The sequence below is a fragment of the Nitrincola tibetensis genome (assembly GCF_003284585.1).
GTDB lineage: Bacteria > Pseudomonadota > Gammaproteobacteria > Pseudomonadales > Balneatricaceae > Nitrincola > Nitrincola tibetensis.
Window position 1 is genome coordinate 47,683 of record NZ_QKRX01000012.1, and the last position, 25,893, is coordinate 73,575.

At 45.4% G+C, this 25,893-nt stretch carries 25 protein-coding genes and 4 tRNA genes; 16 read left to right on the forward strand and 13 right to left on the reverse strand.

All coding sequences use genetic code 11. The annotated features are described in order from the left end of the window. Positions 1–22: 22 nt before the first annotated feature. On the reverse strand, positions 23–1,021 hold the full coding sequence (locus DN062_RS14450) for a hypothetical protein (RefSeq protein WP_112160018.1): 999 nt from the start codon (positions 1,019–1,021) through the stop codon (positions 23–25). Between the two features lie 245 nt (positions 1,022–1,266). On the opposite strand from DN062_RS14450, the gene dapC reads away from it, so the two are divergent. The 7 genes from dapC (at position 1,267) to DN062_RS14485 (ending at position 6,541) form a co-directional block, all read left to right on the forward strand. Beyond that, on the forward strand, positions 1,267–2,463 hold the full coding sequence (dapC, locus tag DN062_RS14455) for a succinyldiaminopimelate transaminase (protein ID WP_112160019.1): 1,197 nt from the start codon (positions 1,267–1,269) through the stop codon (positions 2,461–2,463). A gap of 17 nt (positions 2,464–2,480) precedes the next feature. Beyond that, a complete protein-coding gene (locus DN062_RS14460) occupies positions 2,481–2,840 on the forward strand; it encodes an ArsC family reductase (protein WP_112160020.1) in 360 nt (119 codons plus the stop codon). Beyond that, the gene (gene dapD / locus DN062_RS14465) at positions 2,833–3,864 is read left to right on the forward strand and encodes a 2,3,4,5-tetrahydropyridine-2,6-dicarboxylate N-succinyltransferase (protein WP_112160021.1); all 1,032 of its coding nucleotides are present in this window, start codon (positions 2,833–2,835) and stop codon (positions 3,862–3,864) included. The genes DN062_RS14460 and dapD overlap by 8 nt, the downstream gene beginning before the upstream one ends. 16 nt (positions 3,865–3,880) lie before the next feature. After that, positions 3,881–5,017 carry a succinyl-diaminopimelate desuccinylase gene (gene dapE, locus DN062_RS14470; protein ID WP_112160022.1) on the forward strand — a complete coding sequence of 379 codons (1,137 nt, stop codon included), beginning with the start codon at positions 3,881–3,883 and terminating at the stop codon, positions 5,015–5,017. After that, positions 5,018–5,875 (forward strand): putative RNA methyltransferase, encoded by an 858-nt coding sequence (locus DN062_RS14475; protein ID WP_112160023.1) that lies wholly within the window; start codon positions 5,018–5,020, stop codon positions 5,873–5,875. Between the two features lie 74 nt (positions 5,876–5,949). Next, positions 5,950–6,177 carry a hypothetical protein gene (locus tag DN062_RS14480; protein ID WP_239995801.1) on the forward strand — a complete coding sequence of 76 codons (228 nt, stop codon included), beginning with the start codon at positions 5,950–5,952 and terminating at the stop codon, positions 6,175–6,177. Continuing rightward, positions 6,152–6,541 carry a hypothetical protein gene (locus DN062_RS14485; protein WP_112160025.1) on the forward strand — a complete coding sequence of 130 codons (390 nt, stop codon included), beginning with the start codon at positions 6,152–6,154 and terminating at the stop codon, positions 6,539–6,541. The genes DN062_RS14480 and DN062_RS14485 overlap by 26 nt, the downstream gene beginning before the upstream one ends. A gap of 11 nt (positions 6,542–6,552) precedes the next feature. On the opposite strand, the gene DN062_RS14490 is transcribed toward DN062_RS14485, so the two are convergent. Then, positions 6,553–6,996 (reverse strand): hypothetical protein, encoded by a 444-nt coding sequence (locus DN062_RS14490; protein WP_112160026.1) that lies wholly within the window; start codon positions 6,994–6,996, stop codon positions 6,553–6,555. A gap of 171 nt (positions 6,997–7,167) precedes the next feature. On the opposite strand from DN062_RS14490, the gene greB reads away from it, so the two are divergent. Further along, a complete protein-coding gene (greB, locus tag DN062_RS14495) occupies positions 7,168–7,644 on the forward strand; it encodes a transcription elongation factor GreB (RefSeq protein ID WP_112160027.1) in 477 nt (158 codons plus the stop codon). Between the two features lie 158 nt (positions 7,645–7,802). Here the strand turns inward: greB and DN062_RS14500 are convergent. The 6 genes from DN062_RS14500 to DN062_RS14525 all read right to left on the reverse strand — a co-directional run bounded on the left by DN062_RS14500 (position 7,803) and on the right by DN062_RS14525 (position 10,349). After that, a tRNA-Lys gene (locus tag DN062_RS14500) sits at positions 7,803–7,878 on the reverse strand. A 22-nt stretch (positions 7,879–7,900) separates the two neighbouring features. Beyond that, a tRNA-Lys gene (locus tag DN062_RS14505) sits at positions 7,901–7,976 on the reverse strand. A 26-nt stretch (positions 7,977–8,002) separates the two neighbouring features. After that, a tRNA-Asn gene (locus tag DN062_RS14510) sits at positions 8,003–8,078 on the reverse strand. A 36-nt stretch (positions 8,079–8,114) separates the two neighbouring features. Beyond that, positions 8,115–8,202, reverse strand: a tRNA-Ser gene (locus DN062_RS14515). Between the two features lie 108 nt (positions 8,203–8,310). Continuing rightward, positions 8,311–9,246, reverse strand: coding sequence for a sensor domain-containing diguanylate cyclase (locus tag DN062_RS14520; protein ID WP_112160028.1), 936 nt, complete (start codon positions 9,244–9,246; stop codon positions 8,311–8,313). Between the two features lie 47 nt (positions 9,247–9,293). Continuing rightward, positions 9,294–10,349 carry an AraC family transcriptional regulator gene (locus tag DN062_RS14525; RefSeq protein WP_239995802.1) on the reverse strand — a complete coding sequence of 352 codons (1,056 nt, stop codon included), beginning with the start codon at positions 10,347–10,349 and terminating at the stop codon, positions 9,294–9,296. Between the two features lie 232 nt (positions 10,350–10,581). Between DN062_RS14525 and DN062_RS14530 the strand changes: the two genes are divergently transcribed. Beyond that, complete coding sequence (locus tag DN062_RS14530) at positions 10,582–12,525, forward strand: DUF1302 domain-containing protein (RefSeq protein WP_112160029.1); 1,944 nt, start codon at positions 10,582–10,584, stop codon at positions 12,523–12,525. 20 nt (positions 12,526–12,545) lie between these two features. Next, complete coding sequence (locus DN062_RS14535; protein WP_112160030.1) at positions 12,546–13,883, forward strand: DUF1329 domain-containing protein; 1,338 nt, start codon at positions 12,546–12,548, stop codon at positions 13,881–13,883. A gap of 68 nt (positions 13,884–13,951) precedes the next feature. Here DN062_RS14535 and DN062_RS14540 read toward each other — a convergent pair whose 3' ends face one another. After that, positions 13,952–14,491 carry an NlpC/P60 family protein gene (locus tag DN062_RS14540; protein WP_112160031.1) on the reverse strand — a complete coding sequence of 180 codons (540 nt, stop codon included), beginning with the start codon at positions 14,489–14,491 and terminating at the stop codon, positions 13,952–13,954. A 212-nt stretch (positions 14,492–14,703) separates the two neighbouring features. Between DN062_RS14540 and DN062_RS14545 the strand changes: the two genes are divergently transcribed. Beyond that, positions 14,704–16,059: a DEAD/DEAH box helicase gene (locus DN062_RS14545; protein ID WP_112160032.1), complete on the forward strand. Its 1,356-nt coding sequence runs from the start codon at positions 14,704–14,706 to the stop codon at positions 16,057–16,059. A gap of 183 nt (positions 16,060–16,242) precedes the next feature. After that, positions 16,243–17,169 carry a histone deacetylase family protein gene (locus DN062_RS14550; protein WP_112160033.1) on the forward strand — a complete coding sequence of 309 codons (927 nt, stop codon included), beginning with the start codon at positions 16,243–16,245 and terminating at the stop codon, positions 17,167–17,169. A gap of 62 nt (positions 17,170–17,231) precedes the next feature. Here the strand turns inward: DN062_RS14550 and DN062_RS14555 are convergent, their stop codons facing one another. Continuing rightward, positions 17,232–18,626 (reverse strand): TRAP transporter large permease, encoded by a 1,395-nt coding sequence (locus DN062_RS14555; RefSeq protein WP_112160034.1) that lies wholly within the window; start codon positions 18,624–18,626, stop codon positions 17,232–17,234. Between the two features lie 2 nt (positions 18,627–18,628). Further along, positions 18,629–19,177, reverse strand: a complete 549-nt coding sequence (locus DN062_RS14560) for a TRAP transporter small permease subunit (RefSeq protein ID WP_112160035.1) — start codon at positions 19,175–19,177, stop codon at positions 18,629–18,631. A gap of 168 nt (positions 19,178–19,345) precedes the next feature. Here DN062_RS14560 and DN062_RS14565 point away from each other — a divergent pair, with 168 nt between their 5' ends. Together DN062_RS14565 and DN062_RS14570 are read left to right on the forward strand one after the other, a co-directional pair. Beyond that, positions 19,346–20,695, forward strand: coding sequence for a cache domain-containing protein (locus tag DN062_RS14565; protein ID WP_112160036.1), 1,350 nt, complete (start codon positions 19,346–19,348; stop codon positions 20,693–20,695). A gap of 110 nt (positions 20,696–20,805) precedes the next feature. Beyond that, positions 20,806–21,444 (forward strand): response regulator, encoded by a 639-nt coding sequence (locus tag DN062_RS14570; RefSeq protein WP_112160037.1) that lies wholly within the window; start codon positions 20,806–20,808, stop codon positions 21,442–21,444. Positions 21,445–21,498: 54 nt separating this feature from the next. On the opposite strand, the gene DN062_RS14575 is transcribed toward DN062_RS14570, so the two are convergent. Further along, complete coding sequence (locus DN062_RS14575) at positions 21,499–22,239, reverse strand: sulfite exporter TauE/SafE family protein (protein WP_112160038.1); 741 nt, start codon at positions 22,237–22,239, stop codon at positions 21,499–21,501. A gap of 162 nt (positions 22,240–22,401) precedes the next feature. On the opposite strand from DN062_RS14575, the gene DN062_RS14580 reads away from it, so the two are divergent. Both DN062_RS14580 and DN062_RS14585 read left to right on the forward strand, forming a co-directional pair. Further along, positions 22,402–23,316 (forward strand): DMT family transporter, encoded by a 915-nt coding sequence (locus DN062_RS14580; RefSeq protein ID WP_112160039.1) that lies wholly within the window; start codon positions 22,402–22,404, stop codon positions 23,314–23,316. A 111-nt stretch (positions 23,317–23,427) separates the two neighbouring features. Next, positions 23,428–24,522 carry a TRAP transporter substrate-binding protein gene (locus tag DN062_RS14585; RefSeq protein ID WP_036508343.1) on the forward strand — a complete coding sequence of 365 codons (1,095 nt, stop codon included), beginning with the start codon at positions 23,428–23,430 and terminating at the stop codon, positions 24,520–24,522. A 57-nt stretch (positions 24,523–24,579) separates the two neighbouring features. On the opposite strand, the gene DN062_RS14590 is transcribed toward DN062_RS14585, so the two are convergent. After that, on the reverse strand, positions 24,580–25,881 hold the full coding sequence (locus DN062_RS14590) for a sodium ion-translocating decarboxylase subunit beta (protein ID WP_112160040.1): 1,302 nt from the start codon (positions 25,879–25,881) through the stop codon (positions 24,580–24,582). Positions 25,882–25,893 lie beyond the last annotated feature (12 nt).

Genomic DNA, 25,893 nt, shown 5'->3' on the forward strand with positions numbered 1-25,893 from the left:
TAGGATTGAACAAGGCCAACCGTCACAGACTTACGCGTTTGTTGATGCGAATATCATCAATTTTATGGTTCGAATTTAATCTTAATGTTAAATCAGCCCTTGCTGGCATCTCCGAAAGCATGAACCGAGTTAAACGCTCATAGTGCTGAATAAAACGAACAATTTCCTCCTCATTCATAATCCTAAGATGGTCCGTCGGTTGCTGAGTATCATGAATATATCGCATACGTTCTGCGAGTTTCTTTTCCTGCAGCGAACGCCACTCAAATACCGACTGCATACTTGGCACTTGTAGCATTAACATCAAGTCGATCTTAGAAAAGAGCTCTGCATAATCTGTTTTAAGATGATGATTCACATATGCACGCCAAACCCCATCGGCATCCTCATCTTCTTCTAAACGATTTACTGGGGCCTTAAGCGCCGCATCTTCCTGCGCCACAGCGCCCACACACCACCCCTCAAAAACAATGATGTCCGCAGACCCCGCCCACTCCTGCCAAACGGCCGAGGAACAACGATCATCTATCGACTTATCAAATACTGGAATTTTAGTGATGGTCGTCGGCTCAGCTTGAACAAGCGACTCGATAATTTCAATCCCCAGTCCCACATCGTGAGTCCCCGGAACCCCGCGTGTTTTGAGTAAAGGGTGAACACTTTGCGATAAATACTCACGCTCAGACCGAACCTTATAAAGATCGTCCAACGAAAAACCCACCACCCGCTGACCAAATGCCTCGGTCAAGGTCACTTCCAATAAATTAAATAATGTTGACTTACCTGCACCCTGAGCGCCGTTGATACCTAATACGAGAGGTCCCTGCTGCTGTTTTTTCCAGTGCACAATCCACGCGCACATTGGCACATAGAGCTTTTCAACCATTTCACTCAAGCCAATATCCACTCTCAAGCTCTCAAGTGTCTTAGCAAAGGCCGCCTCAACAGCTTTAACAGCCCCTTGTAACTCGGTTTCTGATATACACATTTGCTTTTCGGGCCATTTAACCAGAACACTCATACTTTTTTCCCTCTATACCCTTAGCCATCATTAAACAATAGTCCTAGCGAACGCTGCGCGAAACGCAAACAACGGCGTGAAAAACAAACAAAGCTAAGACTAGACTTAAACATACTTAACCTTACTCGAAATTCATCTATAGAAAAACACGTCAGAATTGGTTCATGCGTAGCCTTGGGGTATACTAACGCCCCTTGTCAGGCAGATAATCCCCTTGCTTTTGTACAGAAAATACAGGATTTACTATGAATCACGATCTGAACAAACTTCACCCCTATCCTTTTGAGAAGCTGGCCAGCCTGACGGCGGATGTCACCCCCAACCCCAAGCTTGCCCATATTTCGCTCGGGATTGGTGAACCTAAACATCCAGCACCTGGCTTCGTTGCCGAGGCCATCATTCAAAATCTGTCTGGATTATCCACCTATCCGACAACCAAGGGTGTGCTTGCCCTACGTCAAGCGATCGCGTCATGGGCCGAACGTCGCTTTAGCCTAATGGCCGGAAGTCTAGATCCAGAACAGCACGTACTTCCAGTGAATGGAACGCGTGAAGCCATTTTTGCATTTGCCCAAGCGGCAATTAATCGCAAACCAAATGCGCTGGTTGTTTCACCTAATCCTTTTTACCAAATATACGAAGGAGCGGCCTATCTTGCCGGTGCAGAGCCTTGGTACTTAAACTGCACGTCTGAAACGGGATTTATCCCAGATTACGATGCCGTTCCTGCTGACGTATGGGACCGCTGCCAAATTCTTTTCATTTGTTCACCAGGCAATCCAACGGGTGCGGTTCATTCTATTGAAGCGCTCAAAAAACTGGTTGCACTTGCCGATCAGTATGATTTCATTTTGGCATCGGATGAATGCTACTCAGAAATCTATTTGGATGAAAATCAACCACCAGCAGGTTTACTTGAAGCCTGCGCTCAACTTGGGCGCCACGACTATAACAAGTGTGTTGTTTTTCATAGTTTATCCAAGCGCTCTAACCTACCCGGAATGCGCTCAGGGTTTATTGCTGGCGACTCAAAATTAATTCTGCCTTTCTTGCAATACAGAACCTACCACGGCTGTTCAATGCCCGTTCAACACCAAATGGCTTCGATTGCTGCTTGGAAAGATGAACAGCATGTTTTGGAAAATCGTAACCAATATCGGCAAAAATTTGATGCGGTAATCGAAATTCTAGCTCCAGTGATGAAACTGACTCGACCAGAGGCCAGCTTTTATCTTTGGGCCGAAACACCCACGGATGATACGCTGTTCAGCAAGGGCATTTTAGCGGATCAGAACTTAACCTTATTACCAGGAAGCTACTTATCTCGTGAAGTTGATGGTATCAACCCTGGGAGCGGCTATGTGCGTATGGCATTGGTTGCAGAAGTAGATGAATGCATAGAGGCGGCGTCACGTATTCGTCGCTATATCGAGTCTCTGTGATCAAAAGGACGTTTTACATGTTAACACTCTACGGGATTAGCAATTGCGATACTGTACGCAAAGCGCGCAAATGGCTTGATGCCCAGAATATTGTGTATCAGTTCCATGACTTTAGAAAAGACGGCTTATCAGGCGAGCATATAAAACGCTGGATTGAGCAGATTGGCGTTGAAGCATTAGTCAATAAACGTGGAACAACTTGGCGACAACTGCCAAGCGACAAACGAGAAGCAGCAAGCCTCCAAGACATAGAAACCTTGCTGCTGGAGTGTCCGACACTGATTAAACGCCCTCTATTAGAGGGCCATGGCCTTTGCCATGTAGGGTTTTCAGAAACCACCTATACCGAATTAACTAATGGAGTCTGCGATGAGTAATTTTGCTTTTGGATTAGGAATTGGAACCAAGTCTGCGACTGGTCAATGGCTTGAGGTCTATTACTACGCCCCCCTGCTAAACGCAGACGATACGCTGATTCGTGCGGTTGCCAATGCAGTCAACTATACAGGCGGCAATCAAACGCTTGAGCTGGCTGAGTCTCAGCTCAAGAGTTTAGAAGCTGCTTTTTTGTCGGTTGAGAACGAGCAACAAGCAGAACTCACTGAGATTCTTGAAGGCACCCAACAGTCGCTTGTACTTTGCATTCTTGAAACAGATGCTGAGCCGCAAAGCACACCCGAAGTGTATCTGAAGCTTAGCTTGCTCTCTCACCGCCTAGTCAAGCCACATGGCGTCAACTTGACAGGCATGTTTGGATTATTACCAAACGTCGCTTGGACGTCTGAAGGAGCCGTCGCTCTGGATGAGTTAGCGAAGCGCCAGCTTTCTGCTCGTGCCCAAGGGCGAGTTCTTGATGTCATATCCGTCGATAAGTTTCCTAAAATGGCTAACTATGCAGTCCCTGCAGGTGTCCGTATTGGCGATGCTTCCCGCATCCGCTTAGGCGCTTATGTTGGAGAAGGCACGACAGTTATGCACGAAGGCTTCATCAACTTCAATGCGGGAACCCTGGGCGTCAGCATGGTTGAAGGTCGCATTTCAGCGGGTGTTGTCGTCGGCAATGGCTCGGATCTTGGTGGCGGCTGCTCAACCATGGGTACCTTATCAGGTGGCAATAATGTTGTGATATCGGTCGGCGAAAACTGCTTGATTGGTGCCAACGCAGGCTTAGGCCTTCCCCTTGGAGATCGTTGCACGGTTGAAGCTGGCCTTTATGTAACGGGCGGCTCTAAAGTCACCGTTCTTGATGATCAAAATCAACCGGTTACCATTGTCAAAGCTGCAGAACTGGCCGGAAAGCCGGATCTCTTATTCCGTCGCAACTCTCAAAACGGCCAGATTGAAGTTAAAACCAATCGCTCTGCAATCGAACTCAACGCTGAATTACACAAGCATAACTAATTCATAGGAAGTTTAAATGCCCGCTATATCTGCCACGCTTGAATTGGCTCAAGACTTAATCCGTCGACCCTCAGTCACACCTGAAGATGCAGGCTGCCAAGCGCTGCTGATTGAGCGTCTAACCGCTTTAGGTTTTACAATTGAGTCTATGCCCTTTGAAGACGTTACCAACCTTTGGGCACGGCGTGGCAGTAAAGGCCCTGTATTTTGTTTTGCAGGACATACGGACGTTGTCCCCAGCGGGCCAGAGAATCAATGGACTCACCCTCCTTTTGAACCCACCCTCAAAGACGGATATTTATGGGGACGCGGTGCCGCCGACATGAAAGGCAGCATTGCCGCATTTATAACAGCTTTAGAGCGCTTTATAGCGGAAAACCCCGACCCAAAAGGCTCCATTGCTTTATTAATCACAAGCGATGAAGAAGGTCCGTTCATTAATGGCACTACACGCGTCATAGACACGCTAGAAGCCAGAAACGAGAAAATAACCTGGTGCATAGTGGGTGAGCCTTCTAGCAGCAACAGCGTTGGTGATGTTATTAAGAACGGCCGACGCGGTTCGATCAGTGGCAACTTGACCATCAAGGGTGTCCAAGGACACGTGGCTTACCCACACCTAGTCAAGAACCCTATTCATCTTGCCGCACCAGCATTGACTGAGTTATCACAAACACTGTGGGATGAAGGAAATGACTTTTTTCCTCCTACCAGTTTTCAGATTTCGAATATACATGCAGGCACAGGAGCCACGAACGTTGTGCCCGGCACTCTGAGTGTTGCGTTTAATTTTCGATTCTCAACCGAGTCGACTGCAGAATCGCTTCAGGAACGAGTCAGTGAAATTTTATCTCGGCACGAACTCGACTGGCATATTGACTGGAGCCTGTCGGGCCACCCATTTCTGACAGCCGCAGGTGATTTAGTCGATGCAGCCCACGCAGCCATTCAAGAAGTGACTGGACTTGAAACAGAATTATCGACAGCTGGCGGAACCTCAGATGGACGCTTTATCGCTCCGACAGGTGCGCAGGTCGTCGAACTAGGTCCTGTGAATGCCACCATTCATAAGATTGATGAACGCGTCAAAGCAGAAGACTTAGACACCCTTTCATCAATTTATGAGCGCATATTAAATAAGCTGCTGAAGTAAATGGAATCTATCCCTTTTCGTTGTCCCGTTTGCCAAGAACCCCTAGTGCTCTTTTCTGAAGAGCACTCAGCGCGCTTAGGCTGCATAAAAGGTCATAGTTTTGATCAAGCAAGACAGGGCTACTGGAACCTGCTACTGCCGCAACGCAAGCGCTCAAAAGCACCGGGTGACAACGCCGAGATGGTATTGGCAAGACGCGCATTTTTGGATCAAGGGTTCTATGAACCCCTTGCCTTCAAGATTGCAGATACGATTAGCGAAAAGCTTGCCAATTGCCAGGCAACGCACACCAACCTACTCGATTTAGGCTGCGGCGAAGGCTATTACACGCAATTAATTGAGTCTAAATTAATGGCAGCCGATCTGCCCAGCAATGTCATTGGACTCGATATTTCCAAAGAAGCGATTCGTAGTGCTTGTCGCAGAAGCACATCCATTCAGTGGCTTGTCGCTACTGGAGCAGACATCCCTTTGATGCCGGAGTCAATTGATGTTGCTACGCTTATTTTTGCGCGCCTCTTACCAGAGCCAACAGCCAAGGTATTAAAACCGGGCGCTCTATTCATTGTTGTCTGGGCAGGAATAGATCATTTAAGAGAACTGCGTGCCTTAATCTATAAGGATGTTCGTGATTCTGATCTCAACCCGGATGCGCAACTCATGGATCAATTTATCCCCATAGAAACGCTCAACCTCACTTACCCCATCCATATTCAGGACAGTACAAGTCTGCAGAATTTGCTGATGATGACTCCCCACGGCCAAAGACTCACGCCAGAGCGACGACATGCACTCATGCAACATTCATCGCTAAAGGTGACGGCGGATATTCGAATTAGCCTGTATCAAAAACGATGAAGCACCTTAAACCTACGTGGCAAAAGATAAGGACCCTACTGAAACGGCGAGCCGATAACCCTAAAGAAAATTTCATGCTGCTCTTAATTGGCTTTGGCGTTTTCATGCTAGGGCTTTTAATGATTGGCTACGCACAATACTTTATATGGCATGCTATGGTGGCGGAACTTGTTGCCTTAGCTGGCTTAATACTGCTCATTGGCGGTATGATACTGGCGGCTGTAGGTTACATTAGCCTTAGTGTACTGAGAATTTTGCGCTTTCTGGACTCCGACGATGACAACACAAACACACCATCCTGACATTGAAATTTACATCAAAAATGCTGAGCATGCCGACATTGTTAAATGGCTCAGCCAACGCTTTGAGTCCTTCACGAGTTTAGGCAACAAAGGCGTTTTACACACTTGGAATGCCTCCTATCAAGATCACACCTTTAAGGTTGCTATTCACGAACGGGCATTAGGAAAATCTTGGTGCAGTGTGTGGTTCCAATCTGATTCCACCCCTTGGTCAGTCGACTTAGACTGTGCTCGCGAAGCCGCCAACGCATTGAACCTTCAAGTACGATGCATCGCTTCTGGCTGGCAAGAAGGAGACAACCCGGATGAGTGGTGGAAGCTGGAAAATGGAACGGAAGAAAAAATAGAATGGAAGACCGACTAACCCACATCCGCTCATGCAACGGCGCTAAATGATGGTAGAGAACTTTCTCGGCTAACTTCTATTTGCGCCAACATTTGGCCACCGAGTGAGGCCAATCCCAACTGAGCAAAGCGATCATTATTCACGGCACTGCCTGATTCAGGCATGCGCGAGCGCACATCCAAATGACTCACCAAATACGCATATTCGCCTCGTTCATGATGATTGATTGAATGATTTAATCGCCCAACAATTTCGTGCGTAAAAAGCGTATCAGGATGAGGATAGTTGTTTGAGTCGGTCGCTAAAGCGAACCCGCCTTGTGAGGCGGCTGAAATGGGCTGAAAGACTCTCTCTTGGTTGGATGCGATCAAACTTAACAGAAAGCCAAATGATGCACTATTCGGACTTCTAACCGCTTGCGGCAGTATCGACGTGTAGGTTTCAATATTGGCCTGAATTTTTTCAATCGACATTCATCACATCTCCAAAGACTAACGAATGTATCGGCCAACCGAGTCAAAGCTTAAGCAAAATATCACCCTAGGCCGCCATTTTCCTCTCGATAAAAAAGTCATTCTTCTAAACAAAAAATCCAGTAGAATGTCAGACTCTGATATTTCATTACTTCCTAATCGATACGCATGATGAAAACCCCTTTAATTACGCGCACAGGCTTTCAAAAACTAAAAGATGAACTCAACCATCTGTGGTACGAAGAGCGCCCTGAAGTCACACGAAAGGTTACCTGGGCGGCAAGCTTAGGGGACAGAAGTGAAAACGCTGATTATCAATACAACAAAAAACGATTGAGAGAAATCGATAGACGCATTCGTTATTTGACACGCTGCATCGAAAATCTAAAAGTCGTGGACTACAGCCCTGAACAAGAAGGCCAAGTGTTTTTTGGTGCTTGGGTCGAAGTGGAAAATGATGAGGAGGAAATTCGGCGTTTCAGAATCGTCGGCTATGATGAGATTTTTATGGACCCACGCTATATATCGATCGACGCCCCGATGGCCCGCGCACTTCTCAAAAAAAGCATCGGAGATGAAGCTATCGTGGTTACTCCTAAGGGTGAAGGGTACTGGTACATCAATTCAATCGAATATGAACAAAACTGAGTCGATATAAACACATCGGCTCTAAGCAAACTGAGTGCTTTAAGCTAGAGATTTTTAACGTGAAGTAGATACGAAATAGTTTGGATACAGAACGAAATTTAACATTAATTAAATATATTAGTTGTTTACTGTATTTAATTAAAACTGAGTGATAATAATGGTGGGTCGTGCAGGATTCGAACCTGCGACCAATTGGTTAAAAGCCAACTGCTCTACCGACTGAGCTAACGACCCCTTACGGGAGAGTTTAGATGAATGGTGGGTCGTGCAGGATTCGAACCTGCGACCAATTGGTTAAAAGCCAACTGCTCTACCGACTGAGCTAACGACCCATATCATATACAAACTGATGTGTTGTTGGCTCCCCGAGCAGGACTCGAACCTGCGACCAATAGATTAACAGTCTACTGCTCTACCAACTGAGCTATCAGGGAACAACGTTTAACAACAACTTTCTGCGTTTCATCCTTTGGCGGAGGGACAGGGATTCGAACCCTGGGAGCCTCTCGACTCGTCGGTTTTCAAGACCGGTGCTTTCGACCACTCAGCCATCCCTCCTAAGGATGGGCGCAGATTTTACAGTCTTTCACGAAGTTGTCAACATGTTTTTTAACATTTTTAAAAAACAGTTGAGGGCGAAATCGCTCAAGACCTGCGTATAATATCTTAAGCACTGATAATAGTACAGTTTTTTCCTGCAGCTTTTGCACGATAAAGTGCATTATCTGCTCGACCAATTAATGTTGTCTCTTGATCACCCTCTTTATACTCGGTAACCCCAATGCTCACCGTAACAGGCTTCACCCCTGTATCAAGAAAATGTTGGCGCAAGACCAGTGATTCACGGATACGCTCGGCCACTACATAGGCACTCTGAGTGGTGGTATCCGGCAGTAAAATTAAGAACTCCTCACCGCCAAAACGAAAGGCTCGATCTTGCTTACGCAAATTTTCTTTAATGATATTGGCAAAAAATTGCAGTACATCATCGCCAGCCAGATGGCCGTAATGGTCATTCACATTCTTAAAATTATCTAAATCTAACATGCAAATACTGAAGACCTGACCCGAACGTGATGAGCGGGACAACTCTTCCTGGAGTTGCCGATGGAGGTATCTAGAGTTATACACGCCTGTTAACTGATCAGTAATGCTCAATTCGCGGAAATGCCGCTCTCGCTTAATTAGCAAAGCAGCAAAATGCTTTTGCTCGGTGATATCAAGAACGGTCTCAACGGCACCGCACATATTTCCATACTGGTCATAAACTGCCGAGGCTGAAAACGACATCCACTTCGGCCCTTGGGGCATATTAGGGAAGTAATCCGTCGCATTAACCGCACCAGGAACAACATCACAGTATTCGTATCGCCCTGAATAATATAACTCAAGCTGTGCATTCGAATCAGGCTCCAGCACTAGGTCTGCTAAGACTGGACGCTCCTCGGAATAAAAAGCCTTCCACTGGGCCTTTGACCCTAGCATTAAGCCACGACTCAGCCCGGAAAGCGCTTCCATTGCTGGATTCCACCCAATAATTTTATGCTCAACATCTAAAAAAAATGCGGGTATTACAATACGATCGAAAAAGTTAACCAGCATTTGTAACCTCCCTGCTTTAAAAATCGCTGATCAGTAGGCTGCCCCTCCTACTGATACAACTGCGTATAGTTTTCGCTTCTCCGATACTCTCCAGGTGTCATCCCAGTCCATTTTTTAAAGGACCTAAAGAAAGCCGAAGGCTCATCGAACCCCATGAGCCCAGCGATATCATTTATGGAAAGTTGTGGCGAGTTCATATAGTTAATCGCTGCAACTTTACGTTCATCGTCTTTGATTTTTTGATAGGATGTCCCCTCTTCAAGCAAACGTCGACGCAAGGTTGATACTGACATATGCAAAGCGTGTGCAACTTCTTCCGCCGTAGGCAATTCCCGACTAAAGTCTTTACCAAGTATAGACACAACTTGGGCCTTTAAACTTTTATCGTCATCGACCATCACAATCAACTGATAGGGAGCCGTTTTCAGAAAGCTTCGTAAGGTTTCTTCATTTTGTGCAACAGGCAAATCTAAAAACTTCGCCGGAAACACGATAGCATTTTCATGTTGATTAAAGCGAACCTCTGATTGAAACAATTTCTTATACTGCTCTTGCTCTTTAGGATCCGAAAACCCGAAGTAAGCCGCCTTAAGCTCTAAACGTCGACCAATTAGCCAACTGATGAAATGATGCCACATGGATAAAGATGTCCGAATTCGCAACGGCGCTTCATTCTTCATCAGCGTACGAAAATCGTCTTCAGTGACATTTTCCGTTGGTGCAAATGAAATCTTAGCGTAGCGGCCTTTTCTCACCAGCACAGGCTTAATCAGCGATCCTCTGCAAATTTCATAAAAGTCGCTGCAACGCCAGAGCGCACGCTCTAACGTTTTACAATGAATAATGCAATGGCACATCATGCGGAAGGTACCATTGGGTACACGTCCACCACTGAGCATACCGAATGACTCATCCTGAGCAATCCACATAATGTGTTGATAGAGTTGCCCAAACTTCAAAGCAGGCAACTCCGCTCCAGTTTCTAACTCGGTTCGACTGATTTGAACATGCCGGAGGAGTTCATCAGTATCAAAACCTTGCGTAGCTGCCATGCTTAGCAAATGATTTGCATATCCTGCAGGAACGGTGATAGTTTTTTCCACACTGGCCTCTCTTATTCTATTTATAAATGGATGATTGAATTCATCACAACACTGTTCGCACGTATTTGTTACTTTCTATGATGCAATTTGTCATTGTCATATACTAGTATTTTCCTGAGACTAGATCAGAATAGGTTATTACTTACATAACCCATAGATTAGACCGATTCTAGTGTTTTTTTCAAACAACTGAGCATGCGTTACACAATAATAACAAGGCGGAATGAACGAAATGGCAACTATCTATCAGCGAAAAGCCCGCACCTTCTCCAAATCATCTCCCTTTTTTGCTCCCTCAATCTTGGCAGGCATTGTCGCTGCATCCATCAGCGCGCAGAGCCATGGCATTGATTTCCAACTTGGGGAAATTCAAGGGCGTTTTGATTCAAACCTCTCAATTGGCACAAGCGTGCGTTTAAAAGATGCAGATCAAAGCTTAATCTCACCACCCAATGGTGGCACAAGCCGTGGATCAGGTAGCTACGATGACGGCACACAAAACTTTAAGAAAGGAAAACCCTTTTCAACCGTTGTTAAAGGCGTTCATGATTTAGATCTGCGCTATAACAATCTAGGTTTTTTTGCTCGCGGCAAATACTGGTACGATTATGAGCTGAAAAAAGGCAGCCGTGCCCATGGACACGCGCCCAATGGCTATACTCCAAATGCTCGACTCAATGACAGTGACTTTAATGATTTTGCTAAATCAGCAGGGGCAGAACTACTAGACGCTTATGTCTATGGCGGTTTTAATCTAGGAAGTATGCCACTAGATATCCGTGTAGGTAGACAAGCAATCAACTGGGGTGAAAGCACGTTTATTCAAGGTGGGATTAACTCGTTCAACCCTGTGGATGTTGCTGCGTTTAGAAGACCTGGCGCTGAAATCAAAGAAGGACTTCTTCCATTTGCCAGCGCTTTTGCCTCTCTGGGTTTAACGGACAACCTCAGTATCGAGGGCTTTTATCAGCTAAAATGGGAGCCAACGGTTGTTGATGGTTGTGGTACGTATTTTTCAAGTAATGACTTTGCACCACAAGGCTGTGACGGGATACGTGTAGGTGCCGGAACAGGCTTCGCAGGTATCAACGACCAAATTTATTACAACAATCTGAATCCATTTGCCCCATTGGCAGGCTTAGCTGCAGTCAATCCTATTTTTTCTGAAATCAGTAGCTACACTCCGGTTGTCTACCGCGCACAGAACGGACGCCGAGAAGCGAAAAATGAAGATCAGTTTGGTTTAAACCTTCGCTATTTTGCAGAAAATTTGAACAACACCGAATTTGGTCTCTACTACACGCAATACCACAGCCGTCTGCCAATGATTAGTGGTGTCAACACACCCATTTCCGCTCAGGACATTGCAGGATTGCCGCCAGCACTTCCTAGCCCTCCTTTCCCACCAGGATTAACACCTCAAGCATCCGCTGCACAAGCTGCGCCATTTGGCAGCACCTATTTTATCGATTACCCCGAGAAAATACGCTTGGTCGGCTTGAGCTTCAGTACGAACCTAGGGGATATTGCGTGGTCGGGTGAAATCAGTCACAAGCAAGACATGCCCATTCAAGTCAATGGACCTCTTCTCGTCGGCGCCATCCTTCGACAATTTGCACCCGGTGGTATTGGCAACTCTTCAGCCGACGCTTTAGTCCGCAATGCTGGTGCCGGTGGCACTATTCGTGGTTACGGCCTATTTGATGTAACACAGGCGCAAACAACCTTCATTAAATTCCACGATAATGTGTTAGGTGCTAGCCGCTTAAGCACCATCGCTGAACTGGGTTGGACGCACGTCCATGGTCTTGACGAAGGTGCTAACGCTCTTAAATACGGGCGTTCAGGTATTTATGGCTATGCGGCTGGAGACACCTCGGGATTTGTCACCAAGAACTCTTACGGTTATGTACTTAGAGGATCGTTAGAGTACCCAAATGTTTTTTCTGGCGTCACCTTAACACCTGAGCTGAACTTTAGACACGGTATCAAAGGGAATGGGCCTGAACCTGGTGCTGCATTCCGTGAGAATGAAAAAGCCATTAACTTAGGCCTCACCGCTGACTATATGAACAAGTATCGCTTTGGAGCCTCTTATACCACTTTCTTTGGTGGGTCTTTCAACGCAGACAAGGATCGAGATTTTATTTCACTTAGCGCATCGGTTGCGTTCTAACTTTCAGCAGGAGAATAATAATGACAAGCTTGAGAACACCCAAGCTCATACTGAGCACTGCCCTGGCCTTACTGCTTTCGGCGCATTTATCCGCCGACCCCAATCGCCTTGGACAAGATCTAACGCCAATTGGTGCTGAGCGGGCTGGTAACGCAGAAGGCACCATACCTGAATGGACAGGCGGACTCGCTCAAAGCAATGACCGCCACACCAATCCGTTTGCGAATGAGCAGCCATTATTCGTAATTACAGCGGCAAACGTTGATCAATATCGAGACCGTCTATCAGATGGTCAAATCGCTATGTTCAAGCGTTACCCCGATACCTTTAGAATGCCAGTATATCCGACACATCGAACCGCCTCCTATCCAGACTCGATCTACGCAAAAGCTAAACACAATGCAGCGAATGCGCGGCTGGTCGATGGTGGCAATGGCATCGAAAATTTCGATGAAGCCTTTGCTTTCCCAATTCCTAATAGCGGTCTCGAAGTGATATGGAATCATATGACTCGTTATCGCGGTGGCTCCCTAGAGCGTAACTTTGCACAAATCCCCGTACAAGCAAATGGCAGCTTTACCCCTGTAAAGATTAACGAAAAACTCTCTTGGCCTTCTTATTTAAAATCAGGCAGTGAGGATGCTCGCTACGACAATATTTTGTTTTACTTCGTACAAGAAGTAACAGCACCAGCTCGCTTAACGGGTAATATTCTGCTGGTTCACGAAACCATGAATCAGATCACTCAACCTCGACAAGCTTGGACTTACAACTCGGGACAACGACGCGTTCGCTTAGCCCCTAACATAGCCTACGATGCACCAGGTACTGCGACTGACGGGCAACGCACCACGGATAACTTGGATATGTTCAATGGTGCTCCTGATCGCTACGAATGGAACCTTGTCGGTAAGCAAGAGCTTTATATTCCTTACAACAGCTTCAAACTAGCTGATCGCTCACTAAAATACAGTGATATGCTGCAAGCAGGTCATATCAACCCTGACGTTACTCGTTATGAACTTCACAGAGTATGGAAAGTAGAAGCGACGCTTAAAGACGGTCAGCGTCACGTCTATGCCAAGCGTGTGTTCTTCATTGATGAAGACACTTGGCAAGTTGCCACAGTAGACCATTACGATGGACGCGGTGAGCTGTGGAGAGTCGGTGAAGCACATCACTTCCCATACAGAGATGTTCAAGTTCCTTGGACAGCTGCTGAGGCTTTTTACGATTTGCAATCTGGTCGTTATCTCGTAGGCGCTCTAACCAATGAAGAAGGCTCTGGATATGATTTCAGCCAACGCTTCGATTACAACGACTTTACCCCTCAAGCTATCCGCAGAGCGGGCCGCTAAGACTTTAAAAATATAGAACTTAAAAACAAAAAACCCAGCATCAGCTGGGTTTTTTGTTTGATTGCTCGCTATAAACTAGCTAATTGAACAACCTCTTCTGCGCGTCTTGCTGTCCAGTAATTACGCTTCCAGTAAGGATTATCAAGCTTTGAAATAATCACACCACGACTGGTTGAAGCATGTAAAAACTTACCTTCTCCTAAATAGATCCCCACATGACGCTGAGTGCGCCCCGTCTTAAAAAAAATCAAATCCGACGGTTTGAGTTCTTGGCGCGCAATTTCCTTACCTAGAGTAACCTGTTCATCCGTAGAACGAGGCAGCTGAACATTGTAAATATCACCAAACACCTCCCTTACGAACGCCGAGCAATCAATTCCGCTGCGGTCAGCTCCACCTAAACGGTATGGAGTTCCTGCCCAGCTCATATATTGCTGTTCTAGTGCCAAACGTATTTCAGTCGTTTGAGGCACTATAGGCCTAGCTGTGTTAGAGAGTATGACTTGTGAATGCTTTGGCGTAACAATTTGCAATTGATTAACGCTGCGACTGTTGGAAAAACAACCTGTTAACGCAATACTGAGTGTAATAATTAAAATAGAGCGCATAAGATTCAGATTACTAAAGATAAAAGAAGATATATAAACCGACTTCGCACCATTTGACAAGTACTAATTGTTGCACTTGCACATTTTTCATGTTGAAAAAGGAATAAGCACATATCTAAGCGTTACGAAGGGGTATCAAACGAATCAAACCGACAGTTATCTCTTTTTCTGGTACAATTTGAACATAGATTATCAGTCAGAGAAGCGCCCAAGTGTTCACCGATATCATTTTGCACGAACGTTTACAAAAAGCTTTAGATGCGCAAGGCATTAAAGAAACGACTCAAGTCCAGGCACAAGCCATTCCATTAGCTATTCAGGGCAAAGATCTATTAGTCAGTGCTGAAACAGGTAGCGGTAAAACCTTCGCATTTTTATTACCTATGTTACAACACTTCCTCGATCAGCCAGCACCGAACCGTGGCACACGAGCACTCATTTTAGTGCCCACCCGCGAACTCGCCGAGCAAGTCACTCAGTCTTGCATAAAACTGGCAGCCTTCACTCACATCAAAGCGCTGACAATCTGCGGTGGCAGTGGCTTCAAAGAACAAGCAGCAAAACTTCGCAAAAACCCGGAAATCGTTGTGGGAACTCCTGGTCGAATAAAAGAGCACTTAGAGTTAAACAGCCTTGTTCTGTCTGATATTGAGTTTTTGATACTGGATGAAGCCGATAGAATGCTCGACATGGGCTTTCGCGAAGACGTCACAACCATAACGTCTAGTTGCGCTGCAGATCGTCAAACAATGCTTTTTTCTGCAACCTTGAAAACTCGTGACATCGAAGACCTCATTGAGCAAGTGTTAAAATCACCTGAACGATTAATTCTAAGCACTGCACAAGATCAAATTTCAACCATTCTGCAACAAATTGTCTTAGCCGATGATATCAAACATAAAGAGCGTTTGATCAGCGCGATTTTAAATGAAGAAAAACCAGAAAGAACAGTGGTATTTACCAACACTCGCGCTGCCTCGGTACATCTAGGTAATGTCTTAAAATATCACAAGCATAGAACGGCTTCTCTGCATGGCGAGATGGACCAAGTTGAGCGTCGCAAAACCATGCGTTTTTTTAGAGATGGCCATGTACAAGTTCTCGTTGCCACCGATGTTGCAGCACGAGGCTTGGATATTGACGGAGTTGATCTGGTCATTAACTTTGAAATGCCACGATCTGGTGATGAATACGTTCACCGTATTGGTCGAACAGGGCGTGCAGGTAAATCAGGCACAGCGATTACTCTGATCGCGCCTTCCGAATGGAATCTGATGAGAAGTGTCGAGCGTTATCTAAAACTTTCGTTCACACAGCGCACAATTGAAGGATTCTTAGGTCATTATAAAGGCCCTGAAAAAGTGAAAAGTTCGGGCAAGGCAGCCGGTAGTAAAAAGAAAAAAGAACTTAAAGATAAAGTAGAGACTAAACCTAAGGTGAAAGAGCGTCATCGCGATAAAAAAACGATTGGCAAACGTCGCGCACCTTCATCCAATACAGAGTCATCAACCCCCATTGACCAGGGTTTTGCCCCCCTGAAAAAAAGAAAAGCGCCGGATGCTGGGTGACACATCGGCGCCTAAAAAGTACAGTTCTATGCTGTAAATACATCCTACAGCGGGACTAAAAGCTAAAGCTTGATCTGAATCAAGCTTTAGCTAAGTTTGAAGTTTTTTCTGAAATTACAACTTTCGCCTAACCTTAATTTATTCCTTTATACTCTAAAATAGCGAAGTTGAAGGAGAAAAATAATGACGGCAACGGCGTACATCACTCATGAAGATTGCATGCTCCATAATATGGGGCCAGATCATCCAGAAAGCCCAACTCGACTGCAAGCCATACACAAAGTCCTAAGCAGGACTGGTTTACTTGATCATTTAGATCAACTGACTTCCGTGCATGTAACAGAAGAGCAAATAAAACTCGCCCATGCAAATCTGCACCATAAGAAATTAGCAATGAAGCTACCGCGAGAAGGCGTTGTATACACAGATGATGATACAGCTCTTTGTCCGGACTCACTGCATGCAGCCAGTTTAGCGGCAGGAAGTGCGATACTCGCAACCAACCGTGTTTTAGCCGGAAAAGCCAAAAATGCATTCTGTGCTGTACGTCCACCAGGGCATCATGCAGAGTACAACATGGCCATGGGCTTTTGCTTTTATAACAACGTAGCTATAGGTGCTTGCCATGCTTTAACGCACTCATCAATCAATCGTGTAGCCATCCTCGATTTTGATGTGCATCATTGCAACGGAACTGTGGATATTTTTAAAGACCGGCCAGAGGTGTTGGTGTGCTCTACCTTTCAGCACCCCTATTACCCCGAGAGATATTGCTCTATTGACCGCCCCAACATTGTCAATTGCCCTCTCGCGGCTCACTCTGATGCTTCGTTGTTCCGTGACGCCATTGAGCAGCAATGGCTGCCCGCACTCAGGGCACACAAGCCTGATATGATTTTTATTTCAGCTGGATTTGATGCTCATAAAGAAGATCCAATGGCTGATTTAAATTTGGATGAAGAAGACTACCGCTGGGTTACTCAAAAGATTATGCAGATTGCGGATGAGTTTTCTGAAGGGCGAATCGTCTCGGTACTTGAAGGTGGATACAACCCCGTATCCCTTGCATTTAGTGTTCAGGCACATCTCGAAGTCTTAGCAGGCTTTTAAACAAGGCCCCCTAGCGCCTGATATATGAGGCGCTAGGGGGCATGAGCACTATCTACGTCTAGTTAACGACCGTAAATCATATCTGGTAACCAAGTCACTAGACCTGGGAACAAGATCAACAAACCAATCACCATGACTTGCAAGAAGACAAACGGCATAGCACCTTGATAAATATGGCGTGTTGTAATGGTATCCGGCGCCACTCCCCGCAAATAGAAGAGCGCAAAACCGAATGGAGGCGTTAGGAAGCTGGTTTGCAGATTCACGGCAACCATCACCCCTAACCAAATCGGATCTATGTCCATCATCAGCAGTATTGGCGCCGTAATTGGAATCACCAAAAAGATAATTTCAAAGGTATCCAGAATAAAGCCTAAAATAAACATCAACAGCATCACAAAAATGATTGCCCCCATCTTACCGCCCGGTAAGCTGTTGAGGAAATCACTGACGAGCTCTTCACCGCCCATCATTCTAAATACCAACGAGAAGACCGAAGCCCCAATCAAGATGATGAAGATCATTGCGGTTGTATTAGCGGTGGCAAACATCACGTGTCGCAAATTGGCAAAGGTCAACTTACGCTTAATCGCTGCCAAAATCATCGCACCAACCGCACCGACTGAAGCGGACTCAGTAGGGGTTGCAACGCCACCTAGAATCGAGCCCAACACAGCAATTATCAGCAATAAAGGTGGTAAGAGTGTAAAGATAACATCTTTGAATAAACGTGCACGCTCTTCGGCTGTCACTTCAAGTGCAGGACAGGTTTCTGGATGGCGCACGGCTTTATAAATCATAAATACCATATAGATCGCCACTAGCATAAGTCCAGGAATAAAAGCACCTGCAAACAGATCGCCAACGGACACGGGTGTCGGTGCAAAGTTACCTTTGGACATTTGCACTTGTTGGTTAACACCCGCCAACATATCACCCATAAAAATCAGTACAGTTGATGGCGGTATGATTTGCCCCAATGTTCCGGAAGCACAGATAACACCCGTAGCAAGCTTAGGGTCATAGCCTGCACGCATCATCGCGGGAAGCGATAGCAGCCCCATGGTAACGACCGTTGCGCCTACAATACCTGTAGAGGCGGCGAGTAAAGCGCCCACTATGATGACCGATAGCCCCAAACCACCGCGCAGCTTACCGAACAAACGTCCCATGGTAATCAAAAGTTGTTCGGCTATACCGGATCGTTCAAGCATCATCCCCATGAAAATAAATAAGGGAACAGCAACTAAAACCTCATTCAGCATGACGCCAATATAGCGTGGAGCCAGACTCGAAAAGTTAGATAAATCGAACACACCTAACATATGCCCAAGGGTTGCAAAGATAACCGACGTACCGGCTAACGAGAAAGCAACCGGAAACCCCATCATCAACACACCAATGATGGTAAAGAACATTAATAGGGAGAGCATCTCACCCAAGAACACTGGATCCATGCTTAACCCCCTTCTTTATAACGATAATGCTCAGGCACGAGATCTTCCCGTCCTGATAGAATTAACACACTGCGCATCACCATCGCGATGGCTTGCAAAGCAACTACACCCACAAACACTAAGATGAAGGACTTAACGATATACAGACCTGGCATTCCGCCAAAATTGGAAGAGCCCTCCATAAAGCGCCAAGAGCGTTGCACGTATGGCAAGCCGTAGGTTGTTACGATGTATAGAAAGGGCGTAACGAATACAATGCAGCCAATCATATCGATAATGGCTTTTCGCCTTGCATTTGCAGGCCGATAAAAAATATCAACCCGGACATGGCCATTCTGCATCAAAGTAAAGCCAGCAATGCCCATAAACATCATGCCATTTAGCCAGACGTATAGATCTTGCATCCAGACATAGCCCGTTGAGAAGAAGTAGCGAAGTACTACAACGGTGAAACAGGTCAATACAATTCCTAATGAAAACCAAGAAAAGATATTGCCCAAGATGAGGTTAATCCGACAAATGAGTCGAACTAAGAATGAGACAACTAACATAGCATTCCTCAACATTATTTTTATGCGCCTTAAGGCTGTTTTTACAGTTTACATCATCTACTCTAGAGACGTATTTTTCTATTCGTATGAATACCGAAAATATGCGTAGAACTACGCAATGAACTCAGTAGTTTTACGGATGCAAATCACACAGTCTGAGGCGCTTCAATGAATCTAAAAGCCAAGATACTTTTACTCGCCATTTTACCCTTGCTCTCGGCTGCAGGCATTTTATCTTATTTAGGGTTGACCCATGCACATAGTTTAGCGACACAGATTTTAGGTGTATACGAACAAAACCTCATTGAATCGAAAAAACAAGCGCTTAAAGAGCAAGTTGAACTGGCCTTTTCTGCCATTGAACATGTTCAACGTAATGATACGCTGAGTGAAGAAGAAGCGAAATCAGAGGTTATTGCGCTATTAAGCCGCATGACCTTCGGTGAGGATGGCTATTTTTTTGCATACGACCAACAAGGCATCAACCTGGTTCACCCCACGATTCCAGCATTCGTTGGACAAAACCTGTTCGAGTTTGAGGATCGCAGCGGCAACCTGTTGATCCAGCATTTACTCAACGCCGCAAATAGTGGCGGCGGCTATCACCGCTATATTTGGGAACGCCCTCCTCTTATGCAACAAGAAGATAAACTGGGCTATGCCATGCTCATTCCAGAATGGGAGTGGATGTTTGGCACTGGATTGTATTTAGACACTATCTACGCCGACATCAGCCAGGTTAAGCAAGCGATTGATGACAATATTCGCAATAGTTTTCTCACGGTTATGCTGGTATTACTCTTCACCGTTATTCTGATTGTCATTTTAGGTCTGGCCATTAATCTGCATGAACACCGTTTAGCCGATGACCGCCTTCGGCAACTGGTGAAAAAATTTATGCGGCTACAAGTCAACGAGCGTCGACGTTTTTCAAGAGAGTTACACGATGGAATCAACCAGCAATTGGTGTCAATGAAGTTCAGAATTGAACTCGCCTGCAAAAAGCTTGAAAATCAAACACCTGAACATCCAGCCATTGAAGATTTGCAGAAAACCGAGCAAATTTTAAATCAAACCATACGTGAAGTCCGACAAATTTCTCACAATTTACGCCCAGTGTTACTGGATGACTTAGGATTAGAATCAGCACTCAGAGGGCTATTGGATCAATTTTCTGAGCGCACAAGCATTCAGGTTAAATTGGAATACGACCTCTGCAAAGTCGATTTACCCGATGATGTGGGCACAACACTTTATCGATTGGCACAGGAATGTTTAACCAATATTGAAAAGCATGCGGACGCCAGTCACCTCAAACTACGTCTCTATTCCGCTGACAAAGAAATACACTTTGAGGTATCCGATAATGGTAAAGGGTTTAATCTCAAGACAGCTCAAAACAAGGGTATAGGGCTAGTCAACATGAAAGAGCGAGTTGAAGTTATTGGTGGGCAGTTTGTTTTACATTCTGAAATTAACAATGGCACTCATATAATGGCTTCGTTGCCCTGTAAATGACAAAAAGGCACTGCGAAGATCTGCAGTCAACATCACCAAAAGACTGTTATACTAAAACCAAACTCTGCTAACCAACTGCATTTTATAATAACAAAAGGCGTTAAACAGCCATGCAAGCTCCCATTCGAATACTCTTGGTTGATGATCATTTACTGGTCTTAGACGGCCTTAAGGCACGATTAGGACTCGAAACACATATAGACATTGTAGGGACCGCAAATAATGGTGAGCAGGCACTAGAAGCGGCTCGTCGTTTACAGCCTGACGTCGTCATTATGGATGTTTCCATGCCAGTGTTAAATGGACTCGATGCCACTAAACGCTTTCGCAGTGAATTACCCGACATACGCATACTGATGCTCAGCATGCATGATGATCGCGAGTACATTTTATCGCTGATACAATCTGGCGCCTCTGGCTATGTTTTGAAAGATGTCTCATCGAATGAGCTCATTAAAGCGATAGAGACAGTTCACTCCGGCAACACCTATTTCAGTGCTGGCGCATCTGACGCTTTATTCAGAAGCATTCCCACTCCAACACAAAGCATTTTAAATGAAGAACTTAGTCAACGTGAAATCACAGTTCTGAAACTCTTGGCTGAAGGCCACTCTAACAAAGAAATCGCGCAAACCCTTCACATCAGCGTTCGCACTGTTGAAACTCATCGTCAAAAACTCAAGACAAAACTTGGTATTCAAAGCACGGCTGGCTTAACTAAATTTGCACTTGAGCACCAGCTTATCTGATAGCCGATAAAACTACTCATCGGCTCGATTACTTCAAACCAAGCCTGCTCCAGATTAAATTACGCGATAGGAAAACACAGCTGTCATCACTAACCCGACGGCAATCACTACGTACCGAACCCAATGAACGGGTAAGCGTCTTGCTAGAGCCGCACCTTGATAACCGCCAATCGTTGCTGCCACCATCATGACAAGGCCTTCAGACCAAAGAATCTTTCCTGCTATTGCAAACGCCGCCACCGAGACAAATGATAACGTAAAGGAAAGCAGATTTTTTAAACCATTCATTAAGTTCATTTGCGTCATGCCCGCCGCCGCAAACAAAGCTAACAACATGATTCCTAAGCCACCATTAAAATAGCCGCCATAGATAGCCACTAAAAACAGGCCAGGCAAAAGTGGTAAAGGCAAGCCGCTGGTACGCACATAGGCAAGTAAACGTGCCCCCAACGCAAACATTAAAGTGGCTAACAATAAAAGCACAGGAATGACAAAACCAAAGACATGCGCAGGTGTAATCAACAAGAGTAAAGCCCCTGTTAAACCGCCTATCAGCCCGATTAAGGATAAGAGCAGATGACGTTTCAACGAAATCTCACGAAGCTCTTGACGAAACCCCAGAGCTCCTCCGAGGTATCCCGGTAACACAGCCACTGCACTGGTGGCATTCGCCGCTATAGGAGGCACTCCCGCCCACACCAATGCCGGAAAGGTTAAGAAACTCCCACCACCTGCTATTGAATTTAATACCCCCGCCAAATACCCCGCAAGTATTAAAACACTCCACTCCAACATAGCCTCGTTCCAGCTCAGATTTTAATTCTTCTATTGGCAAGCGTTATACGCATCTAAACCACCTCGGTCAATTCTTCATTTGTTTAAGCAAAACTCAAACAAAGTTGACATACAGGTCAAAATAGAGCAAAAAGCCAATACACCAATCAGAACTGTACATTTATGAAAACCCGCAGCATTTTAATTGCTTACTTACTATTAATCGCAACAACACTCTTCTGGGGCGGCAACTTTGTCGTGGGGCGTGCAGTATCCGCCGAAATACCACCTTTAGCCTTGTCTTGGTGGCGCTGGACGTTTGCATTGGTCATCATTCTCCCATTTAGCGCACATTTGCTTTGGAAGAAACGACACATTCTGGGCAGAGATTGGCTGTATTTACTCCTCGTCTCTTTTCTAGGCGTTTGCAACTTCAATAGTTTTGTCTACCTGGGTTTGCAAACATCACCCGCAACCGATGCTTTGTTGCTGCTATCCGCATGCCCCGTCATGATATTGCTATTGTCTAGATTCATTTTTGGTGTGCGTATCTCTTACCTGCAAATCATGGGCGTTGCGTTGTCACTCATTGGCGTGATGACCATTATTACCGAAGGATCTATAAGTCATTTTAGCGCCCTCCTATCAGGCAACCAAGGTCGATTCTGGATTTTAGCAGCCGTATTCAGTTGGGCACTGTATTCTGTTCTGTTGCGTAAACGAAGTGCCGAGTTGACTGGTTTAGAGTTCTTTTCTATAACCGCTATTCTCGGACTTGCGCTAATTACACCCTTCTACCTGTATGAGCATTTCATTCAACAACGTCATATAGCATTCAATACCACTAGCGTTTCAACGCTTATTTATGTCAGCGTTTTTGCCTCTGTCCTAGCTTTTTTATTCTGGAATCAAGGTGTCCAGGTTTTAGGGGCGAACCAAACGGGTTATTTCATCCATCTCATTCCTGTTTGGGGCATATTGCTGGCTAGTCTTTTTTTGAATGAAAAACTCTACGTTTTTCATTGGGTCGGGATGATATTAATCTTTAGTGGTATTGCGATGGCGACGCGACTCAGTCATAAACGTGTTCACCCGTAATCATTGATAAAACAAAGATATGTCTATCCGTAGTACTACGGATAGACATTACAGGCTATATTGAATAACGTTCTTATTGACAGACAAACAATAACAAAGTGGAGTATATGTATGAAGCGTCGTAATTTTATTAAAGGTGCAGCTATCGGTGCTGGTGTGGCGGCAGCCTCTGTTGCTGCCCCAGCCATTGCACAACGCAAAATCACCTGGCGCATGGTGACCACTTGGCCAAGAAACTTCCCTGGGCTGGGTACTGGCGCTCAACGTCTTGCTGATCGTATTACCAATATGTCCGATGGACGTTTAACCGTTCAGGTTTTCTCCGCTGGCGAGCTTGTTCCAGCTCTAGGCACCTTTGATGCTGTTATCGAAGGCTCTGCTGAAATGAGCCATGGTGCAGCTTATTATTGGCAAAACAAAAGTCGTGCAACGTCTTTCTTCACTGGTGTTCCTTACGGAATGACCTCGCGTGAATTAGCAGCTTGGATGCGTTACATGGGCGGCCAAGAAATCTATGACGAAGTCTACGATCAGTTTGGCGTTAAAGCCTTCCTTTCAGGTGACACAGGTACACAAGCTGGCGGCTGGTTCCGTAAAGAGCTCACAGGCCTCAGTGATATTCAAGGGCTACGTTTCCGCACACCAGGCATTGGTGGTCAGGTATGGCAAAAACTGGGGGCGACTGTCGTTAATATGGCTGGCGGTGAAATCTATGCAGCGCTTCAATCAGGAGCACTTGATGCGGCTGAGTTCGTTGGTCCATATAACGATTTAGCCCTTGGCTTCCACCAAATTTGCAAAGACTACTACTTCCCAAGCTTTATCGAGCCAGGCCTTGCCACTGAACTGGTTGTGAATAAAGATAAATTTTCAGCATTGCCGAAGGATTTACAAGCAATTGTAGAGTCTGCATGCCAAGCCGAATACGACCAAGTGGCATCAGAGTTTTATGCGAACGATCCGATTGCCTTGAAAACACTTGTAGAACAACACGGCGTCCGAGTTCATCAATTCCCAGATGAAATTCTTCAAGCTGGCGCTGTTGCCGCTAAAGAAATTCTAACTGAGCTACGTGAAAGTGGTGATGCGCTAACGAAGAAAACAGCAGAGAGTTACATCTCCTCTCTCAACATTCTCCGCACAAGAACCGAAACAGTAGACCAAGCTTTCTTGGCCGCTCGTGCCAAATACTTCGATTTGAAGTAACTGTCCCAACAAAAAAGGCAGTTCTAAGGAACTGCCTTTTTTGTTACTTTTTACATCTCAACCAACAAACTTAATCATAACACCTGCAGCGATTGCAGAACCTATAACACCAGCAACATTGGGACCCATTGCATGCATTAATAAGAAGTTCTGTGGATTTGCCTCAAGGCCTAATTTGTTAGACACCCTTGCTGCCATAGGCACAGCTGAAACACCCGCCGACCCAATCAATGGATTTATTGCATTTCCACCCATCATCGAGTTCATGATTTTCGCCATCAGGACACCAGAAGCCGTTCCTATCGCGAAAGCAATGATACCTAGAATCATGATACCAAGCGTTTGCAAATCCAAAAACTTATCAGCAACTAGGACAGAACCCACTGACAAGCCCAAGAAGATCGTCACTATGTTGATCAAAGCATTTTGTGCTGTATCACTTAAGCGATCTACTACCCCACATTCGCGCATCAAGTTACCGAAGCAAAACATTCCCAATAAGGGTGCAGCAGCCGGTAACAATAGTGCTACCAATAAGAGTAAAACTATTGGGAACATAATTTTTTCGCGCTTGGACACATGACGTAACTGGCTCATCACAATCTTACGTTCACGCTCAGTGGTTAATAAACGCATAATTGGCGGTTGCACCATCGGAACCAATGCCATATATGCATATGCAGACACAGCTATTGCCCCCAATAAATGCGGCGCTAACATAGTCGATACCCATATCGCAGTTGGTCCATCAGCACCACCGATAATGCCAATCGCAGCTGCTTCTTGGATAGAAAAATCCATAATGCCCATAGTCGTTAAGCCAACAGCGCCGATAACAGTAGCAAAAATACCAAACTGCGCAGCCGCTCCTAAGTACATCATTCTTGGATTTGCTAATAATGGCCCAAAATCAGTCATTGCACCTACACCCATGAAAATAAGTAAAGGCGCAGCTCCCGATAGAATAGCAATACTATAAAAATTGTATAGCATGCCATTATTGTATCCGTTATCTTGTGCCACGAAGGTAGCCGCTGCCTTTAAAGAAGCTGCAGCATCCGCGTATAGGACTTTCATTTCAGCTATATTTCCTGAAGCACTACCTAAAAGATGTGACAACTCAGTCAGCACCTCAGGACCACCAAAATAAAATGCATTTTCTACAGCTGAATAGGCAATTCCTGCTTGAGGGATATTAGCAAGAATACCCCCAAAGCCAATTGGCACTAGCAGTAGCGGCTCAAACTTTTTATTAATAGCCAAATATAGCAGGATGAAACCCACGAAAATCATCACAACCTGACCAACAGTCAAATTGCTAAGGCCTGAGTCACGCCAAATACTTAATAAAGCTTCCATTAATGGCCCCTG

Excerpts from the sequence above, each read along its gene's own strand:
- DN062_RS14490 (WP_112160026.1), bottom strand. The coding sequence starts at position 6,996 with ATGTCGATTGAAAAAATTCAGGCCAATATTGAAACCTACACGTCGATA.
- DN062_RS14480 (WP_239995801.1), top strand. The coding sequence starts at position 5,950 with ATGCTGCTCTTAATTGGCTTTGGCGTTTTCATGCTAGGGCTTTTAATG.
- DN062_RS14485 (WP_112160025.1), top strand. The coding sequence starts at position 6,152 with ATGACAACACAAACACACCATCCTGACATTGAAATTTACATCAAAAAT.
- DN062_RS14540 (WP_112160031.1), bottom strand. The coding sequence starts at position 14,491 with ATGCGCTCTATTTTAATTATTACACTCAGTATTGCGTTAACAGGTTGT.
- DN062_RS14475 (WP_112160023.1), top strand. The coding sequence starts at position 5,018 with ATGGAATCTATCCCTTTTCGTTGTCCCGTTTGCCAAGAACCCCTAGTG.
- DN062_RS14580 (WP_112160039.1), top strand. The coding sequence starts at position 22,402 with ATGAAAACCCGCAGCATTTTAATTGCTTACTTACTATTAATCGCAACA.
- DN062_RS14585 (WP_036508343.1), top strand. The coding sequence starts at position 23,428 with ATGAAGCGTCGTAATTTTATTAAAGGTGCAGCTATCGGTGCTGGTGTG.
- DN062_RS14520 (WP_112160028.1), bottom strand. The coding sequence starts at position 9,246 with ATGCTGGTTAACTTTTTCGATCGTATTGTAATACCCGCATTTTTTTTA.
- DN062_RS14565 (WP_112160036.1), top strand. The coding sequence starts at position 19,346 with ATGAATCTAAAAGCCAAGATACTTTTACTCGCCATTTTACCCTTGCTC.
- DN062_RS14535 (WP_112160030.1), top strand. The coding sequence starts at position 12,546 with ATGACAAGCTTGAGAACACCCAAGCTCATACTGAGCACTGCCCTGGCC.
- DN062_RS14450 (WP_112160018.1), bottom strand. The coding sequence starts at position 1,021 with ATGAGTGTTCTGGTTAAATGGCCCGAAAAGCAAATGTGTATATCAGAA.
- DN062_RS14570 (WP_112160037.1), top strand. The coding sequence starts at position 20,806 with ATGCAAGCTCCCATTCGAATACTCTTGGTTGATGATCATTTACTGGTC.
- DN062_RS14575 (WP_112160038.1), bottom strand. The coding sequence starts at position 22,239 with ATGTTGGAGTGGAGTGTTTTAATACTTGCGGGGTATTTGGCGGGGGTA.
- DN062_RS14560 (WP_112160035.1), bottom strand. The coding sequence starts at position 19,177 with ATGTTAGTTGTCTCATTCTTAGTTCGACTCATTTGTCGGATTAACCTC.
- DN062_RS14555 (WP_112160034.1), bottom strand. The coding sequence starts at position 18,626 with ATGGATCCAGTGTTCTTGGGTGAGATGCTCTCCCTATTAATGTTCTTT.
- DN062_RS14460 (WP_112160020.1), top strand. The coding sequence starts at position 2,481 with ATGTTAACACTCTACGGGATTAGCAATTGCGATACTGTACGCAAAGCG.
- greB (WP_112160027.1), top strand. The coding sequence starts at position 7,168 with ATGAAAACCCCTTTAATTACGCGCACAGGCTTTCAAAAACTAAAAGAT.
- DN062_RS14590 (WP_112160040.1), bottom strand. The coding sequence starts at position 25,881 with ATGGAAGCTTTATTAAGTATTTGGCGTGACTCAGGCCTTAGCAATTTG.
- dapD (WP_112160021.1), top strand. The coding sequence starts at position 2,833 with ATGAGTAATTTTGCTTTTGGATTAGGAATTGGAACCAAGTCTGCGACT.
- dapC (WP_112160019.1), top strand. The coding sequence starts at position 1,267 with ATGAATCACGATCTGAACAAACTTCACCCCTATCCTTTTGAGAAGCTG.
- dapE (WP_112160022.1), top strand. The coding sequence starts at position 3,881 with ATGCCCGCTATATCTGCCACGCTTGAATTGGCTCAAGACTTAATCCGT.
- DN062_RS14550 (WP_112160033.1), top strand. The coding sequence starts at position 16,243 with ATGACGGCAACGGCGTACATCACTCATGAAGATTGCATGCTCCATAAT.
- DN062_RS14530 (WP_112160029.1), top strand. The coding sequence starts at position 10,582 with ATGGCAACTATCTATCAGCGAAAAGCCCGCACCTTCTCCAAATCATCT.